Annotated in this window: 17 protein-coding genes, 2 pseudogenes and 1 riboswitch; of the genes and pseudogenes, 13 read left to right on the top strand and 6 right to left on the bottom strand. The window is 38.5% G+C overall.

The genetic code is table 11. The features are described 5' to 3' along the window. Positions 1–59 precede the first annotated feature (59 nt). Positions 60–1127 carry a lactonase family protein gene (locus AC3WVZ_RS15040; RefSeq protein ID WP_233935018.1) on the top strand — a complete coding sequence of 356 codons (1068 nt, stop codon included), beginning with the start codon at positions 60–62 and terminating at the stop codon, positions 1125–1127. 43 nt (positions 1128–1170) lie between these two features. Here AC3WVZ_RS15040 and AC3WVZ_RS15035 read toward each other — a convergent pair whose 3' ends face one another. After that, complete coding sequence (locus AC3WVZ_RS15035; protein ID WP_001162789.1) at positions 1171–1347, bottom strand: DUF1272 domain-containing protein; 177 nt, start codon at positions 1345–1347, stop codon at positions 1171–1173. 196 nt (positions 1348–1543) lie between these two features. On the opposite strand from AC3WVZ_RS15035, the gene AC3WVZ_RS15030 reads away from it, so the two are divergent. Together AC3WVZ_RS15030 and AC3WVZ_RS15025 are read left to right on the top strand one after the other, a co-directional pair. After that, complete coding sequence (locus AC3WVZ_RS15030; protein ID WP_000181434.1) at positions 1544–2365, top strand: pentapeptide repeat-containing protein; 822 nt, start codon at positions 1544–1546, stop codon at positions 2363–2365. A 19-nt stretch (positions 2366–2384) separates the two neighbouring features. Next, a complete protein-coding gene (locus AC3WVZ_RS15025) occupies positions 2385–2921 on the top strand; it encodes a hypothetical protein (protein ID WP_000350943.1) in 537 nt (178 codons plus the stop codon). A 17-nt stretch (positions 2922–2938) separates the two neighbouring features. Here AC3WVZ_RS15025 and AC3WVZ_RS15020 read toward each other — a convergent pair whose 3' ends face one another. Further along, the gene (locus tag AC3WVZ_RS15020; RefSeq protein ID WP_000814733.1) at positions 2939–3823 is read right to left on the bottom strand and encodes a DMT family transporter; all 885 of its coding nucleotides are present in this window, start codon (positions 3821–3823) and stop codon (positions 2939–2941) included. Between the two features lie 459 nt (positions 3824–4282). On the opposite strand from AC3WVZ_RS15020, the gene AC3WVZ_RS15015 reads away from it, so the two are divergent. From AC3WVZ_RS15015 to AC3WVZ_RS15000, 4 genes and pseudogenes are all read left to right on the top strand, one after another. Continuing rightward, the gene (locus AC3WVZ_RS15015; protein ID WP_000285639.1) at positions 4283–4690 is read left to right on the top strand and encodes a MerR family transcriptional regulator; all 408 of its coding nucleotides are present in this window, start codon (positions 4283–4285) and stop codon (positions 4688–4690) included. 119 nt (positions 4691–4809) lie between these two features. Continuing rightward, a complete protein-coding gene (locus AC3WVZ_RS15010) occupies positions 4810–6138 on the top strand; it encodes a hemolysin family protein (protein ID WP_002183782.1) in 1329 nt (442 codons plus the stop codon). Positions 6139–6190: 52 nt separating this feature from the next. Continuing rightward, positions 6191–6604 (top strand): ATP synthase subunit I, encoded by a 414-nt coding sequence (locus AC3WVZ_RS15005; RefSeq protein WP_000613876.1) that lies wholly within the window; start codon positions 6191–6193, stop codon positions 6602–6604. Positions 6605–6802: 198 nt separating this feature from the next. Continuing rightward, positions 6803–7352: pseudogene (locus tag AC3WVZ_RS15000) on the top strand (DUF2179 domain-containing protein). A 122-nt stretch (positions 7353–7474) separates the two neighbouring features. Here AC3WVZ_RS15000 and AC3WVZ_RS14995 read toward each other — a convergent pair. Beyond that, positions 7475–7714, bottom strand: coding sequence for a DUF3923 family protein (locus AC3WVZ_RS14995; RefSeq protein WP_000747696.1), 240 nt, complete (start codon positions 7712–7714; stop codon positions 7475–7477). Between the two features lie 76 nt (positions 7715–7790). Next, positions 7791–8168 (bottom strand): hypothetical protein, encoded by a 378-nt coding sequence (locus AC3WVZ_RS14990; protein ID WP_048538061.1) that lies wholly within the window; start codon positions 8166–8168, stop codon positions 7791–7793. Positions 8169–8469: 301 nt separating this feature from the next. Between AC3WVZ_RS14990 and AC3WVZ_RS14985 the strand changes: the two genes are divergently transcribed. The 4 genes and pseudogenes from AC3WVZ_RS14985 (at position 8470) to AC3WVZ_RS14970 (ending at position 14605) form a co-directional block, all read left to right on the top strand. Further along, entirely contained in the window at positions 8470–9408 is a 939-nt protein-coding gene (locus AC3WVZ_RS14985) for a tetratricopeptide repeat protein (protein ID WP_233935017.1), read from the top strand. Next, positions 9377–9505 (top strand): annotated as a pseudogene (locus AC3WVZ_RS14980) (ubiquinone biosynthesis protein UbiE); the annotation flags it as partial. The gene AC3WVZ_RS14985 and the pseudogene AC3WVZ_RS14980, both read left to right, overlap by 32 nt. Before the next feature lie 146 nt (positions 9506–9651). Beyond that, a complete protein-coding gene (locus tag AC3WVZ_RS14975) occupies positions 9652–12060 on the top strand; it encodes a collagen-like protein (protein WP_233935016.1) in 2409 nt (802 codons plus the stop codon). A 22-nt stretch (positions 12061–12082) separates the two neighbouring features. Continuing rightward, positions 12083–14605, top strand: a complete 2523-nt coding sequence (locus AC3WVZ_RS14970; RefSeq protein ID WP_233935014.1) for a BC_3345 family exosporium-associated protein — start codon at positions 12083–12085, stop codon at positions 14603–14605. 73 nt (positions 14606–14678) lie between these two features. On the opposite strand, the gene AC3WVZ_RS14965 is transcribed toward AC3WVZ_RS14970, so the two are convergent. Together AC3WVZ_RS14965 and AC3WVZ_RS14960 are read right to left on the bottom strand one after the other, a co-directional pair. Then, on the bottom strand, positions 14679–14822 hold the full coding sequence (locus tag AC3WVZ_RS14965) for a hypothetical protein (RefSeq protein WP_000945243.1): 144 nt from the start codon (positions 14820–14822) through the stop codon (positions 14679–14681). A gap of 96 nt (positions 14823–14918) precedes the next feature. After that, a riboswitch (cyclic di-AMP (ydaO/yuaA leader) is annotated at positions 14919–15061 on the bottom strand. Positions 15062–15099: 38 nt separating this feature from the next. Then, on the bottom strand, positions 15100–15561 hold the full coding sequence (locus AC3WVZ_RS14960) for a GNAT family N-acetyltransferase (protein ID WP_233935012.1): 462 nt from the start codon (positions 15559–15561) through the stop codon (positions 15100–15102). Positions 15562–15770: 209 nt separating this feature from the next. Between AC3WVZ_RS14960 and AC3WVZ_RS14955 the strand changes: the two genes are divergently transcribed. Together AC3WVZ_RS14955 and AC3WVZ_RS14950 are read left to right on the top strand one after the other, a co-directional pair. Further along, on the top strand, positions 15771–16019 hold the full coding sequence (locus AC3WVZ_RS14955) for a GlsB/YeaQ/YmgE family stress response membrane protein (protein WP_000539732.1): 249 nt from the start codon (positions 15771–15773) through the stop codon (positions 16017–16019). 63 nt (positions 16020–16082) lie between these two features. After that, positions 16083–17204 carry an AI-2E family transporter gene (locus AC3WVZ_RS14950; protein WP_000411484.1) on the top strand — a complete coding sequence of 374 codons (1122 nt, stop codon included), beginning with the start codon at positions 16083–16085 and terminating at the stop codon, positions 17202–17204. Positions 17205–17350 lie beyond the last annotated feature (146 nt).

Genomic DNA, 17350 nt, shown 5'->3' with positions numbered 1-17350 from the left:
CTTTCAACATAAAATATTTTAATAAGCATGATGAACGAAAAATATAGGGAGAGAGGGTTATGAAAATGAAGGATAACAAAGAGTTTATTGGATATGTTGGAACTTACACGAAAGAAAATAGCGAAGGAATATATAAATTTACGCTAGATGTAGAAGCAAAAAAAATTAGTAATGTAACACTTGCCGCTAAGCTGGATAACCCTACATATGTAACGATTAACCGAAATAATGAATATCTCTATTCCGTTGTTAAGGAAGGCGAATCTGGCGGTGTAGCTGCGTATTCCATTGATAGTCATACTGGAGAACTAAAAGCGAAAAATAGACAAGTAGTAGAAGGTGCTTCTCCTTGTCATATTAGTGTTGATAGTGGAAATCATACAGTAGTTACAGCGAATTACCATAAAGGAACGATTGAGTCTTTTGAAATAAATGAAGAAAATGGAACTGTAAATCCTGCTTCATCTATTATGGCACATGAAGGTTCAGGTCCGAATAAAGAAAGACAAGAAAAACCACATGCACATTACGCGGGGTACACTCCTGATGAAAAATATGTAGTGGGCGTTGATTTAGGGATAGATAAAATAATTACGTATGAAGTAAAAGATAGTACATTAACAGAAGTGAATCGTTTATCTGTAAATCCAGGAAGTGGTCCAAGACATATTACTTTTCATCCGAATGGAAAGTATGCGTATGTGATGACGGAGCTTAGTTCAGAGGTTATTGTGTTAACATATAATCCTGCAGAAGGATCCTTTACAGAATTACAGTATATTTCTACTGTTCCAGAAGAGTTTGATGAAAATAATCAAGGAAGTGCGATTCATATTTCTTCTGACGGCCGTTTTGTATATGCAGGTAATCGTGGTCATAATAGTATCGCTGTTTATAGCGTAGATCAAAATTCAGGTCAGCTTACATTTGTTGAACACACATCTACAGAAGGAAATTGGCCAAGAGACTTTGTATTAGATCCTACTGAAAAGTTCCTTGTTGCTACAAATGAAAAGTCACATAATCTTGTGTTATTTTCAAGAGGTGAATCTACAGGTAAGTTAACACTTTTACAATCTGATGTTGTTGTGCCAGAGCCTGTTTGTGTGAAGTTTTTAAATATATAATTTCAGATGCCTAAACAAAAGCAAAGCGATATCGCTTTGCTTTTTATTGTTTCTTTTTTGGCCTACGTACTAATTCGCCGCCGCAGTTTGGACAAACGTTATGTCTTTCTTCTGTACATGGTGCGCAAAATGTACATTCATATACACAAATGTATGCTTCAGAATCTTGTTCGAGCGATTGATCGCAAATTTGACAGTTTGTTTTCATTTCTAGTGCCATAATAAGTCTCCTTTTTAGTTAGAAAATTTATAATTTAATTATAATTCATTAAATAGAAATAGTCCTTTTCAATTGAAAGGAAATCGAATGATAAAGTTATGAATTGAAACGAAAGATGCTGGTTTATTTTAAAATTGATTATTTATTACAGTTGGAATATTATAAAATAGTCAAAAGACAACAGGGGGTATAGATTTTGACTAATCATAACGATCATTTAAAAGCAAACTGCGAAAAATGCTTCGGTCTGTGTTGCGTTGCATTACCGTTTGCAGCATCGGTAGATTTTGCAGTGAATAAAGATGGTGGTAAACCATGTTCCAACTTACAATCAGATTTTAAATGTAGTATACATAAAAATCTTAGAGGAAAAGGTTATAAAGGTTGTACAGTATTTGAGTGTTTCGGTGCTGGGCAGAAGATTTCTCAGGGTACGTTTAAAGGGATTGATTGGAGGAAAGATGCAAAGCATGCAAGAAAAATGTACGATACTTTTCCGGTTATGCATCAACTTCATGAAATGCTTTGGTATTTGAATGAAGCGATTCTTTTAAAGGCAACACAGCCAATTCATAAAGAGCTGGAGACCGCAATTGAGGAGACAGAGCGACTTTCGAATTTAAATCCAGATGAGTTAATGAAAATAAATGTTCCAATGCATAGGGCAGAGGTGAACATTCTTCTTTTAGAAACGAGCGAATTAGTATGGAAGGAAATGAATACTGCGCGTAAGAAACGAATCATTCACCGCGGAGCAGACCTTATGGGAGCGAATCTGAAAAAGAAAAATTTACAAGGTGCAAATTTAAGAGGAGCTTACTTAATTGCGGCTAACTTAAATGGTGCAGATTTAAGAGGAGCAGATCTCATCGGAGCAGATTTGCGAGATGCAGATATTCGCGGGGCTGATTTTACTAATAGTATTTTTCTGACGCAAGTTCAAGTTAATGCTGCTAGAGGGGACAAACATACGAAATTACCGAAATTATTGTCTCGTCCATCGCATTGGAGTGCGTAAAGAGTGAGGAGTATTTAGTGTGGATATATTTCAGTATTTAGAAGAGATGCAAGAGGATGTCTTTTCGTTAGCAGTAGAGCAAATAGAAGCGAAGTATTATGATATTTGTTGCATGTTGGCGTCTACAGAATATGCAGAACGAATTAAAGTAATTGATGTAGAGTCATATAAGGTAAGTATTCGAGTAGGTTTGGATGCAGCTGTAGAAATGGCTACTAATGAAGAAGCAAAAGCGATTTATTTTGAGTATGACCTTGATAACGAGTGGACTAGTCAGTTTTATATTTGTGAGGAGTATGCTCCGCTTGAAGAAGAGGATGATGATTGGGCTTCTGAATGGACATATGATGTTGAGGGACCGGAGTCTGTAGAATTAGCGGATATGTATAATGAAAATGGCTTTGACACAAGTGAAAAAGCAATTGGTATCACTTTATATTTAATTGCTAAAACGCTGTGTAGTTTTATAAGTGTACGTAGTGAAGTGCAAAATAATATACCGATTTGTATTGGTTTTCACGACCAAGATCCAATAATGCGAACAGGCAGAGACTAAGAATCTCTGCCTGCTTTTTATTTCTTTTCAAAAGTAGTAATTAAAACGCTACATATAATAAGAATACCACCAATAAAAAAGTTACTATTTAATGTTTCATTTAATAAGAGCCAACCAAGTAACGATCCAACGATAGGTTGGAAGAAGAAAAATAAGGAACCTATGCTTGCATCCAGTAATTCTAATCCTTTATTCCAAAGGAAAAAGGCACCTGCTGTTGAGACGATTCCTAAGTATAATACGCCTAATATTACGTACGTATTTACTGTTCCGATAGAGGCCGCTTGTAGCTCCCATATCATAAAAGGTGTAATAAAAAAGAGTGAAAAGAAAATTGCGTACGTTGTAATAACTAAGGATGAAAATTGGATTGAAGCGATTTTTACATAAATAGATAGTAAAGCCCACGTAATAGCGGCTCCAACTAAAATGATTGTTCCGATAAAATAGGAGCCAATTTCAATATCCCATCCGATTACGATAATGACACCGATTGTCGCTATTATAGTAGATAAAAGTCTACGAGCAGTTAGTTTTTCTTTCAAAATGAGCGCTGCAAATATAACCATAAATGCAGGTGTAGCTGATGTAACTAACGAGCCTGTATGAGCGTCGGATAATTTTGTTCCGATAAATTGGCATGTGATCGAAATGAAATAGCCGATAAATCCAATCCAAGCGAATAGGAGCCAATCTTTTTTGCGAATGGTTACTTTTTTCTTTTGCTTTTTCTCAGCTAGTTTCAAAATGCCATATAAAACAACAAAAGCGATAATAAAGCGTAGCCAAACGAGTGTTAGTGGTGGAATGAAATCGAGTACGTATTTGCTAACAACATACATACCGCCCCATATACTTGCTGCTAGTGATAAGCATATAGCTCCTAAAATTGTTTGTTTCATTTGAAGTACCTCCGTCTATTTTTAGGGTAATATGAGTTCCCTAAGACGAGGCATAGTGTATGTGTTATAAGCCCGTCTTAGTTTATAGACGGCCTACAGGTTGATCGTTTTCGAATGAAGTGTTGTAGTACATGAGTGCATTCCTCCTTCATAATTTTATAATGATATTATAACTTAATTTTCAGTTTATTGTACTGAGTTAATTTTTTAGAAATAGAACGATATGTTCTAAAATAAGAAAAATTGAAAAGAACAGGTGATTTCATAAATATATTTGGCTAGCACGTAATTAATGAAATTTAATAATTTAATTATATAAGTAAAACCATATTCTATAAGTTTAAGAAAATATATGAAGTTGTGTATAAATTGTGAATAATAAACCGTCACGTTTGACTGTACAGTTTATGTATTGTATGATGTAAGTAATATAAACAAGGGGGGAAGATCGTTGGGAAGGTGTATCGAATCGGACAGTTGGCTCTCATGGCTCACGTGTCGAAACGAACGATTGATTATTATACGAATCTAGGTATCTTAAAAGCGGAGCGATCTCAATCTAATTATCGCTATTACGACGAAACAGCATTTGAGACATTACAATTTATTGAGAAGTGCAAAGAAATGCATATGCCGCTTTGTGAGATTAAAGAGAAAATCGAGGAGAAGAAGAAGCTGCTCGGTATCAATGAACACGTTTCGAAACAAGTGAATGAAGTGACAGACCATATTCATCGATTAGAAGTGGAGCTTACTGAGTTAAAACCGCTTTTAGATGAATTGACTGATTCACAACGTGAAAAAATATCGAAATCTTTATCAGGTCAAACGACAGCTTTAATACAGACACTTGCTCTATTATTATAGAATAAGTGAAATCCGACCTCTTTAATTTTTGTATCGGGCTATGTTTTCTAACAAACAAATAAGAAAACATTATAGTATACAGGAGGTGGACACCTTAGTTTTTTAACTAAGGGGATTCATTGGAAATATTTAATTTAGTCATGGTTGCGATTTTAATCGCATTTACTGGATTTTTCGTAGCAGCAGAGTTTGCGATTGTAAAGATACGTTCAAGCCGTATCGATCAGCTTGTTGCGGAAGGAAAACGCGGTGCTTTAGCAGCGAAAAAGGTAACAACAAATTTAGATGAATATTTATCTGCTTGTCAATTAGGTATTACAGTTACGGCTATGGGATTAGGTTGGTTAGGTGAACCGACAATTGAAAAGTTATTACACCCGTTATTTGAGAAATGGAACTTAAATCCTTCTATTTCATCAGTATTAACATTTGGTCTTGCTTTTATGATTATGACGTATTTACACGTTGTAGTAGGAGAATTAGCTCCAAAAACGATGGCAATTCAAAAGGCTGAAAGGGTAACGTTATTATTGGCAGGTCCATTAATGATGTTCTATAAAATCATGTATCCGTTTATTTGGGTATTGAACGGTTCAGCTCGTGTGATAACTGGTTTATTTGGTTTAAAGCCAGCTTCAGAACATGAAGTAGCTCATACAGAAGAAGAATTACGTCTTATCCTTTCAGATAGCTATGAAAGTGGCGAAATTAATCAAGCTGAATACAAGTATGTAAATAACATTTTTGAATTTGATAATCGTATTGCAAAAGAGATTATGGTACCGCGAACAGAAATCGTTGGTTTCTACCTGGAAGATTCAGTAGAAGAACACATGAAAGTAATCCAAAATGAGCGATATACACGTTATCCGATTTTTGGAGAAGATAAAGATGATATTATCGGTATGGTCAACGTAAAAGATTTCTTTATTCGATATATGACCGAGGATCAAAAAGATTTATCATCTATTCGCTCGTATATGCGTCCGATTATTGAAGTGATGGAAACGACTCCAATTCACGATTTATTACTTCAAATGCAGAAGAAGCGAATTCCGATGGCTGTTTTATATGATGAGTACGGAGGAACAGCTGGAATTGTAACGCTTGAAGATATCTTGGAGGAAATCGTCGGCGAAATTCGTGACGAATATGATGAAGATGAAGCACCACCAATTCAACATGTGAACGAGCAACATATTATTGTTGATGGAAAAGTGCTTATCTCAGAAGTGAAAGATTTATTTGGATTACACATCGAAGAAGATGATGTGGATACAATCGGTGGATGGATTATGATGCAAAATCATGAAATCGAAGAAGGACAACACGTTGAGGCAGAAGGTTATGAATTTAAAGTGTTAGAAAAAGACGCTTACCAAATTAAACGTGTTGAAATTCGTAAGATGGAACAAGAACAAGAAGAAGAGAAAGCAGCAACTGTGTAAGTTGCTGCTTTTCTTCTAAAGTACAAAAAATGAGAACTTAGGAGCGGATATTTTGATTCAAGAAGCCTTACGTGTATATCGATTACAATTGTATGTGATCTTTAGTGGTTTACTACTTATGTGGACGATTACTCCGTTTGGAAAACAAGTGACAGGGTTCGGTATTGGATTAGCAGTAAGTGCTTATTGTCTTTGGTTATTAGCTCGCAGAGTGGAGAAGCTCGGAAAAAGTATCGTAATGAAGGAAAAGGCTCCTGGATTAGGAGTTTTAAACCGATTTGCAGCTGCTATTTTAGGAGCTATCATCATGTATGAAATTGAGCATGAAATGGAAATGTGGGCATTCGGTACAGGTATTTTAGGTGGTCACTTTTTAATGATTGCAAATTTAGCGTATGCAAATATGCAGTTAGTGAAAGAAGAAGAGAAGCAAAGAGAACATGCTTCGAAAAACATAGAGCTATGATGAAAGGGACCTAATCAGGTTCCTTTTTTAGTTTAGCGATATGATACAAGTAATCAAATTAACGACAAATATAATACGCTTCTTTTTTGCATTTTTCAATAGTATGAAAAATAATAAAAAAATTTTAAAAAACCCATCGATTTCTAAAGGTTATGTATGTTATTATGACAAAAGACTTTTTGAAAGAGGTGGATACCAATGTTACAAGCGCTACTTATTTTTGTGCTTCAAATTATTTACGTTCCAATATTAACAATCCGTACGATTTTGCTTGTAAAGAATCAAACAAGATTCGCTGCTGGTGTTGGATTGTTAGAAGGAGCTATTTACATTGTCAGTTTAGGTATTGTGTTTCAAGATTTATCAAATTGGATGAACATCGTTGCCTATGTCATTGGCTTTAGTGCGGGACTGTTATTAGGCGGTTATATAGAGAATAAATTAGCAATTGGTTATATTACGTATCAAGTTAGTTTACTAGACCGTTGTAATGAATTAGTAGATGAGTTACGTCACTCTGGATTTGGCGTTACAGTATTTGAAGGCGGAAGGTATTAATTCTATACGTTATCGCTTAGATATCGTCGCAAAGCGTTCTAGAGAGAAAGAGCTTTTAGAAATCATTAATGAAATTGCACCGAAAGCGTTTATGTCTTCGTATGAAATTCGCTCGTTTAAGGGTGGATATTTAACGAAGGCGATGAAGAAAAGAGCGTTAATGAAGAAGAAAGATGAACATGCATCGTAAAAAAGAGGAATAGTGATGCATTAAAAGCGCAGTATAAGTCTAAATGTAAAAGGGAGGAATCTATTTTGATGTAGATTCCTCTCTTTTTTTATGAAAAATATTCATCTGTTAATTCAAAAAAACTAAATCGTATAATTATGTTTTTTACTCATTCTCAAATTAATGATTAGCCATATAATTTGAAAAAATACCGGTATGATAAACGTGATTAATAAAACGATAAGTGATATTGATTTAATTTCAGGTGTTTGAATAACACCAGCACCATCAACCTCTCGTAACCAAATAATAGCGGCCCATATTCCAAAAACGATAATCCAAAATAGGTTACCAATCCACCAAGAAATCCATCGTTTTTTCATGTTAGCACCCCCTACATTTATCTACTGTTAAAAGTATATTTTCTTTTGTTACATTTATAATGAAACAACTTTAAAATCAGTTTTTAACTGTATATCTAACTTGTTTGAAGGTTACTATTTCTCCATCATCATCATCGTCTTTCGTTTGTAAAAGTTGAACTTTTGGTTTGTAGTCCGTCCTATGAGCGTGTTCGATATCTTTAATGTTAAGTTTGTAGGATTCACCATTTTTTAGTTTTTGTTCCAACACTTTTTTATTAGCAACATAAATAAAAGTTACTTTATTTTCATCAATGCCTTTAGTTTTAATTTCTAATTCATTATCTTTTGCTGTAATCGTTGGTGTTAATAATTCCATACTGCCTTTCCCGCTTTCTAAAGAATTCTCTGCTATAGTTGAACATCCTGATAATATGATTCCAGTGAATAGAAGAACAAGTAATTTCTGTTTCATAACATCCCCTCCGATTCTATGTGATTTTTGATTTTGGTATTGCTAGATTACTAGTGTGGAGCGTAAATGTTTAGTTAGTACCCCCCCTTAATTGTACCATAATATGTAAATTAAAACAGGGTGTATATCCAATTTAAGGGAGATTGAAGAATTTACTGATTGTTGTAAATTCTTGTGTTTTAGCTTCTATTTCAATCGAAATGTAGACGAGAGAAAGAAATTTTTTTATAGAAATTATAATTTTTACATTTTACAATAATGATAGGGAATAGATGAATTCATTTACTTCGGAGGTAGTTATTTGAACATTAATGAGAAGGCAATTGAAATGTTTGAACAAAATAAATATGAGGAAGCAATGGAACTGTTTCAACAAGCAGTACATGAATCTAGAGACGTACAATCTCTCAATAATCTGGCTTGGATGTACTTTTATGAGAAAGAGAATGATGATAAAGCTCTTGAATTAATAAGAGAAGTTGTTAAGTTTAATCCTTCTTCATACTTTCCTTATAACATCTTAGGGGACATTTACATGAAACAAGAAAAATGGACAGAAGCGAAAGAAGCATTACAAAAGTCTATTTCGATTCAACCATCAGATGAAGCATATCATAATGTAGCTGTAGCGCATTATAACCTTGGAGAGCTGGAAAAAGCTTCAGACTTTTTCTTGCGAGTTGCAGGGGATTCGGACTATATCATGTATAGCTATGTAAAATGTTTAATTGATTTAGAACGAACGACAGAAGCAAAAGAGAAGTTAGATACTTTTAACAGGGAATCTGATAATTTTTTAGGGGAAATTAATGTAGCAGATTTATATGTTGAGTTGAATTGCTATAAAGAAGCAATTGAATGGTTCGAAAAGGGATATAAAGAATGCTGGAAAAGTCCTAATTGGATTAGTAGATTTGTGTATGCTCTATATAAAACGAATAATTTCTCCCGTATAAATGAAGTTATACGGGAATCTATCGAAGCGAAAAAAGCAGAAATAGAAGATGTTCAGAATGAAGAAGTAGAAGAAAACTGGACAGAAAATGATAAGAAAGAGTTAATTGAGGAATATACAGAAGAGAATAATTGTTATAAAACAATGGTAGAACGTATCAAATCTGGATATGTTCCAGGGTTAGAATTTGAAACGGATTTTATAGGTGGGTGCTATTTGTTTGGTTGTAAAAGGCATAATCATCTTTTTATTAATAGAAGAGCCTGGACCATCGAGCTCATTTGATGAAGAACTAGCTGACCTGTCTATGTCTACGAAATACTATTCTTTATATAAAGCTAGAATGGTGCCAATTACTTTTATTATTAAGGCGAGAAAGTAAAGTGTTTTATAAAAAGCAGCCTATCGTTTCAAATAGATGAAATGATAGGCTTCTTTATTTTAAAAAAATGAGGTCAAAGGTGTACTTTTCTTATAAAAATGCATTTCATATAAAAGGTGTAATTATTTTGGGGAAGGGGGATTGTTGTGCGTCATCATAGAAAGTGCAAAAAATTTGGAGTGGCACTGCCTCTTCCGCTTATAGGAGCAACGGGTCCGACAGGTAATAGTGGTCCAATCGGTCCAACTGGAGGGCATGAAGGTCCTGTTGGTCCTACAGGGGTGACTGGACCGACGGGAGCAACTGGGCCCCAAGGTCCTCAAGGTATCAGGGGGATACAAGGTCCCCGAGGGACAACAGGAGCACAAGGAATACAAGGAGTTATTGGTGATACAGGAGAGCAAGGTATAACTGGCCCAACTGGTCTCCAAGGTGCTCAAGGATTAATCGGAAACCAAGGTCTAATTGGTGATATTGGAGTACAAGGATTAGAAGGAATACAAGGAGCTACGGGTCCTGCTGGTAGTCAAGGAATACAAGGTATACAAGGAATACAAGGGGAAATAGGTGAGCGAGGACAAACAGGGGCACAAGGAATGCAGGGAGAAAGAGGCGTAACTGGAGTCTCGGGTGTAACTGGTCCACAAGGCCCTCAAGGTGTTCAAGGAATACAAGGAGAGCAAGGGGCTATTGGTATACAAGGAGAAGACGGCTTCCAAGGTATACAAGGAATTACTGGAGAGGAAGGCCCACAAGGAGCTCAAGGAATACAAGGTGAAGTGGGTCCAACTGGTTCTACTGGAATGCAAGGTGCCCAAGGTATAAGTGGAATAAAGGGGATAACAGGTGTAATAGGTTTACAAGGACCACAAGGTGTGCAAGGAATACAAGGTATAACGGGAGCAACAGGTTTTCAAGGGATAAAGGGAATAAGAGGTATAACAGGAGCGACGGGTAGTATTGGTACTCAAGGCTCAGAAGGACCACCGGGCGGTCCGACGGGAGTGACCGGTCCAATTGGCCCTTCTAGTGGAGTGACTGGACCAGCTGGCCCACCCGGTCCACCAGGAGGTCCAACAGGTCCAACGGGTGCGACCGGTTCAACAGGTGTAAGCGGAGGGATAGGTCCAATTGGAGGGCAAGGTGTGCAAGGTATAACAGGTCCAACAGGTCATCAAGGTGTAAGGGGAGCGCAAGGTGCCCAAGGTGTAGTTGGAGCAGTTGGAGTACAAGGAGCACAAGGTCCTCAAGGTAACCAAGGTATAACAGGTCCAACGGGTGCAGAAGGTTCTCAAGGAATACAAGGTCCGCTGGGAGTAACTGGTCCAACTGGTGCAGAAGGTCCTAAAGGTATTCAAGGTATTCAAGGTGTGATAGGTCCAACAGGTGCACAAGGAATGGTGGGAATACAAGGGATAGCTGGTCCAGTTGGTGTTACAGGAGCGGAAGGAGCTCAAGGAGCACAAGGAATCCAAGGCGTACAAGGAATTCAAGGGGAAACAGGAGCAGCTGGAACACAAGGTCCTCAAGGTGTTCAAGGGATACAAGGGACTACCGGATTGACAGGTACACAAGGTGCCCAAGGTCCTCAAGGAGTGCAAGGAATAATAGGACCGACTGGAGCTATCGGTTTGCAAGGTCCTCAAGGATTACAAGGAATAACGGGTCCAACAGGAGCGCAAGGAGTGCAAGGAATACAAGGTGTGCAAGGAATTATCGGTCCAACAGGTGCACAAGGAATTAGAGGTCCCCAAGGAAATACAGGGGAAGTCGGTATAACAGGCCCACAAGGAGTCCAAGGGGCGCAAGGTAGTCAAGGCCCACAAGGAAATGTTGGAATTACAGGTGCAACGGGTGAAACTGGGGCTACTGGAGCAACCGGGGCAACTGGACCACAAGGTGTGCAAGGAGTGCAAGGGATTACGGGAATACAAGGAATAACGGGAACGACAGGCAATACAGGTGCAACGGGTCCGCAAGGAATACAAGGGATACAAGGTATTCAAGGGTTGCAAGGCCCAATTGGAGCAAGTGGGGTGACAGGTGCTAGTGGTAGTATAGGCCCAGTTGGAGCACAAGGTAGTCAGGGCCCAAGTGGCGTGGTGGGACCGACAGGAGCGACTGGTTTACCTAGTGGGGGCGGTTATTTCTTTTCTACTTCAACGAGTACAATTGCAGCGAATGCGTTAATACCAATTAATTCTGGATCTACAGTTTTTGGTTCTGATGTCAGTTTAACAAATGCAACAACTGTAACGTTAAGTACGCCGGGAATTTATTTAGTAAGCTATTATTTTCAAGGTGATCCAACGGCCGGAAATGAAACAATTTCAGTGAGGCTTACTTTAAATGGAACACAAGTCGCAGGGAGTTTTATTTTTTATGTTACAGGAGGTACTTTTATATTAGAACCAGCAGTTTCGAATACGATGGTCATTGAAGTTACTTCTTCAAATGCAACTTTGTCTTTACAAAATGGTCCGTTAGCTATCGGGCATGTAACGACATTATCTGGTGTGATAACAGCTAGTTTAAATGTATTAAAAATAGTTTGATACGTTAGTTATAACGGGGGAGATGCTTGTGAAGAATCAAGATAAGTGTAGTAAGTTTCAAGCACCTATTCCTTTTCCACCGCCAGGTATTACGGGGCCCACTGGTCCAACCGGTCCAACTGGTCCAACTGGTGCTTTAGGTGGCCCAACTGGACCGCAAGGAATACAAGGCGTACAAGGTCCAATCGGTCCAACCGGCCCACAAGGAATACAAGGAGTGCAAGGGGTGCAAGGAGAAAATGGTCCAACCGGCCCAACTGGTTTAACTGGACCACAAGGTTCTCAAGGTAATCAAGGACCTATGGGAGAACGAGGCCCACAGGGAATACAAGGTGTTCAAGGAATACAAGGAGAAAGAGGTCCGACTGGTCCAACTGGTATTCAAGGGATACAAGGAATTCCTGGCCCAATCGGTCCGACCGGTCCAACAGGAATACAAGGCATACAAGGAATGCAAGGAGAAATCGGTCCAACCGGCCCAACAGGAATACAAGGCATACAAGGAGTGCAAGGGGAAATTGGTCCGACTGGACCAACTGGAAATACTGGTATACAAGGTGTGCAAGGTAATTTAGGAGGTAGTGGTTTACAAGGTGTAACCGGAATACAAGGAATACAGGGTCCGATTGGTCCAACCGGTCCAACTGGTTCTCAAGGAATTCAAGGGGAGCAAGGACCAATGGGTCCACAAGGGGAAACTGGTGTTCAAGGTTTACAAGGTCCCCAGGGAGAAATGGGGCAGGTAGGTCCAACAGGAATACAAGGAATACAAGGAGTGCAAGGTGTAATCGGTCCGACTGGTCCAACCGGTTTACAAGGTGATTCAGGTCCAACCGGCCCAACAGGAGCCACTGGGATAACTGGTCCGACAGGTTCTGCAACTGGCCCGACTGGAGCAACCGGTCCAACTGGTCCACCAGGAGGTCCAACTGGTCCAACCGGTCCAGCAGGATCACCAGGGGGTCCAACTGGTCCGACTGGAGCAACAGGGGCAACAGGAGCGACCGGAGCAACAGGAGCGACTGGAATTCAAGGGGTACAAGGAATCCAGGGACCGACCGGAGCAACTGGTGTAACAGGTTTGCAAGGAGTACAGGGACCGATGGAGGCAACGGGTCCAACGGGTGATCAAGGCATTCAAGGTCCACAAGGGATACAAGGAGTAACCGGTCCGACTGGTCCGCAAGGTCTACAAGGAATCCAGGGACCGGTAGGAGCAACCGGTCCGACTGGTCCACAAGGAGTGCAAGGGGCACAGGGGCCAATCGGTCCAACCGGCCCTCAAGGGATACAAGGCATACAAGGTGAGCAAGGAGTAAGGGGAGCGACCGGTCCAACTGGTTTACAGGGGCTACAAGGAATCCAAGGTCCGAGTGGTTCAACCGGTCCTCAAGGAGTGCAAGGCATACAAGGTCCGAGTGGCATAACAGGTCCAACTGGTCCTCAAGGAATACAAGGTATTCAGGGACCACAAGGAAGTATAGGCCCAACTGGTCCTCAAGGAATACAAGGTGTGCAAGGTCCACAAGGCCCAACCGGCCAGGCGGGTGCAACGGGTCCTCAAGGAATTCAGGGAATCCAAGGTCCAATTGGTCCAACCGGCCCCCAAGGAATTCAGGGGATACAAGGCGTGCAAGGTCCACAAGGCCCAACTGGTCAGGCAGGCCCTCAAGGTCTACAAGGAATAACTGGTCAGGCGGGTCCAACCGGTCCAACCGGTCCAACCGGCGAGGCGGGAGCAACGGGTCCTCAAGGTCCACAAGGAATTCAAGGACCACAAGGAGCAACCGGTCCAACTGGAGCAACCGGCGAGACAGGAGCAACGGGCTCACAAGGTCCTCAAGGAATCCAAGGTCCACAGGGGATAACGGGTCCGAATGGAGCAACCGGCCCGACAGGAGCAACTGGTCCACAAGGTCCACAGGGAATCCAAGGTCCACAAGGTGTAACGGGTCAGGCGGGAGCAACAGGTCAGACGGGAGTGACTGGTGCAACTGGACCGACCGGAATACAAGGCATACAAGGAATAACTGGAGCAACAGGGGGAACGGGAGTAACAGGCCCAACAGGAGCCACGGGTCCAACAGGCTTAACAGGAGCAACAGGCCCTTCTGCTATATCAACAGGTGGAGGCTATTTCTTTTCTACATCAACAAGCACAATTGCAGCAAATGCCAACATCCCAATTAATTCTGGATCCACTGTATATGGAACTGGTGTATCTTTAACTAGTGCTACGACAGTCACAGTAACGACGCCAGGAATATATTTAGTAAGCTACTATTTTCAAGGGGATGCAAATGGTGGGAATGAGACAGTATCTGTTAGATTGCTATTAAATGGAACGCAACTAACAGGGAGTTTTATACAAAACGTAACGACATCAACTGTAGTAATCGAACCAGCCATTTCAAATACACTTCTTGTGAATGTGACGAGTGCCAATTCAACATTAATATTACAAAATGGCCCGTTAGGTGTAGGGCATGTGACTACTATAGCAGGTGCGATTACAGCAAGCTTAAATGTAGTGAGAATTTTATAAAGAATATAAAAAACACAAGGAATATCTTTGTAAGACACACCTTGTGTTTTTTAATATTAAATAAACATTTTCTTTATCTTTTCGGTTGAAAAATATGCTGAAAGAAGTATTTGTGATGTAAGTTATCTACAACCTTATTTGCTTGATATGTGCGTTGTTTTTCAATTCGAAGTCTTTGCTCCATCATTTTAATTGCGTGATCAGATAAACGTAACATAATACATTCTCCTTTTCTATAAATATAGGTGACTATTTGATATCGATCCCATATTTATAATTAAGGAGGCAAAATGTGTAACATAGGCAAAAAGCACCTTCCTCTCCCATTACGCTTACGAGGTTAGCTGTCGGACTCGGGAAGTGAGAGTTTCCCTACTTAAAAAAGATTCGCCCCAAGTAGCATAGCTACAAAAATGGTTCCCCCGCTCCAAAATTTGGACTCAGCAAAAGGTTTTATAAAGTAAAAAATAACATAAAGGAGCGAACAAGTCAAATTATTTTGTGTATTCTGTCTTTTTTAATTGCGTAAGAATCATACCGTCAGGAAGTATTGTATCTGATACTGTAATGAATCCGTGTTTTTTATATAAAGTAATAGCAGGGGTATTCGCTTTACCTGTTTGTACAATGTATGCCATTGAAGAGGGAAACATGTTAAATATATAAATTAGGAGTTTCGTTGCGATTCCTTTTTGGAAAAAATTGGGTGATGCAACTAACCTGTGGATATCGATTAGTTTTTCTTCTTGTACAAAAGAAATAAAACCGACAAGTTTATTTTCAGAAAAATATCCATAGAATGTTTCAACGCAATTTTGAATATCGTTTACAGTATCATATAAACGAGGTATGGCAGTACTATTTAAGTAGTCTGCTTCAACTTTATAAGCTGGAATTTGAACCTGTAAAATGGAGGTTGCTACTTCAAAAGAAGTGGAATTTAACTTAAGAATCATAGATAATGAAGCCTCCTTTAAATATGGTATATGAATATAATTGCTTTATGGGTTAGTTTGACAATATTTTTCTTTTTTGCATATAATATATGTATCTCCATATGCAAAATAGTAGTAAATATATTTCTATAGTGAAATATGATTAGCAATGATAAATACATATGTTTGTATTGAATCATACAAACTATAATAGAAATGGAGGACTAAAAATGGGATGGATTATCACATTAATAGTTGGTGCTATTATAGGTGCAATTGCTAGTTCTATAACCGGTAAAAATTTCCCAGGTGGTATGTTCGGAAATATTATCGCAGGTTTATTAGGTGCTTCGTTAGGTGGTAGATTATTTGGATCCTTTGGGCCATCATTTGGTGGGATTCATGTCGTGCCGGCATTATTAGGTGCAATCGTGTTAATTCTTATTGTATCATTTGTAGTGAAAGCTGCAAAGAAATAGAGATATAGATTATGATGAAGAGCCCTGAATAAGGGCTTTTCATCATTCGAAGAGGTGGTTTCATTGGAGAAAATAAATATAAGAAAAAGAGATAAGTTAAGAAAGTTTTTTAGAGAACAAAATTATTTGGCGGTATTACTTGGATTTGCGTTATTGTTCATTAATATTTTATTGCTAACAAAAATATCATTTGTTTTTACACCGTTTATCGTATTTTTAAAAACAATTTTCTTCCCAGTACTATTAGCAGGCGTGCTATTTTATATTTTGCATCCATTCGTTTCGCTTTTAGAAAAGAAAGGTGTTTCAAGAATCGTATCGATAGCTTCCATATATTTAATCGTACTAGGATTATTTGTATTTTTAGTTGTAACGGTTATCCCTATTATTAAAGATCAAATTGATGCATTAATTGATAACTTACCGTATTTTGGCCATGAGATTGAACAAGCAGCACGTAGATTCGGGGAAAGTAATTTACTCGGTAAAATTCAGGAGAATTTAAATATTAATGTTGCGAATATGGTAAAAGAATACACAGTTGATTTTACAAAGTCATTATCATCAGTAACTGGGAATGTAACTGGATTTTTGAGTACTGTTACAGAGGTTGTTTTGACATTTGTAATGGTTCCATTTATATTGTTCTATCTTTTAAAAGATGGTGAGCAATTGCCGAATCACTTTTTAAAGTTTATTTCAGAGCAAAGACAACCAGCAGCAATGAGAATACTAGATGATATGCATTATGCGATTAGCTCGTATATTAGAGGTCAAATTATCGTCAGCTTATTTATCGGTATTATGCTATTAATTGGTTATCTTATTATTGGTATTAAATATGCGGTATTACTTGCGATTTTAGCGATGATTGTAAATATCGTTCCGTACGTAGGACCAATTATCGCGATTACACCAGCGTTAATTATCGCATTTATCGACTCGCCAGCAATGGTGTTAAAAGTAATTATCGTTATGATGGTTGTACAATTAGCAGAAGGTAAATTTATTTCTCCGCAAGTTATGGGTAAAAAGTTAGATATTCATCCGATTACTATCATTTTTATCATTTTAACTGCCGGAAACTTATTCGGGATTATGGGCATTATTTTGGCCATTCCAGGATATGCGATATTAAAAGTGTTAGTTACACACGGTTATAGATTTGTTAAGTTGAATACGTGAAAAAAAGCGCTAAAACAGTGGGAACTGTTTTAGCGCTTTTTTATTAATAGGTGATTAGCGTATGTACTTGCCTATTAATCCATTTCTAAGGATTACTTCAAATTAAGTATAAGCATGGTGTTTAAGTTAGGTTCTCTCACCATTAA

The sequence above is a fragment of the Bacillus sp. CPT56D-587-MTF genome (assembly GCF_058792335.1).
The sequence above is the reverse complement of the archived record's forward strand: the minus strand, read 5'-3'. Positions and strand labels throughout refer to the sequence as shown.